Raw genomic sequence first — 437 nt, 5'->3', positions numbered from 1 at the left:
CGGGGGCAACCCGCCCTTGCGCCGTGGCGGCTGGCTTTAATCACGATCTTCCAGTTCCTCGAGCACCTCAGCGATCGGCAGGCCGCCGACTCAGTCCGTGCGCGGATCGACTGGAAGTACGCTCTGGGGCTCGAGCTGACTGATCCCGGGTTCCACTTCAGCGTGCTCACCGAGTTCCGGGCCCGCCTTGTCGCCGGCCAGGCCGAGCATCTGCTATTGGACACCATGCTCGAGCGGTTCAAGGCCCGCGGTCTGATCAAAGCGCGCGGCAAGCAACGCACCGACAGCACGCATGTGTTGGGGGCCGTGCATGACTTGCATCTTCTGGAACTCGTCGCTGAGACGCTGCGCGCCACTCTCGATGATCTGGCCGCCGTTGTTCCGGACTGGGTTCGCGGGATCGCTCAGCCGGCCTGGTTCGAGCGCTATGCACATCG

Annotated in this window: 1 protein-coding gene; it reads left to right on the top strand. The window is 65.0% G+C overall.

Annotation, left to right across the window (positions count from 1 at the left end; all coding sequences use genetic code 11):
* A partial coding sequence (locus tag C7G61_RS43485) for a transposase (protein WP_145963875.1) occupies positions 1-437 on the top strand: 437 nt, incomplete at both ends.

Source organism: Bradyrhizobium algeriense (genome assembly GCF_003062295.1).
In the GTDB taxonomy this organism is placed as follows: Bacteria; Pseudomonadota; Alphaproteobacteria; order Rhizobiales; family Xanthobacteraceae; genus Bradyrhizobium; species Bradyrhizobium algeriense.
Note: the sequence above shows the minus strand (reverse complement) of the source record. Positions and strands in the feature narration are given on the sequence as shown.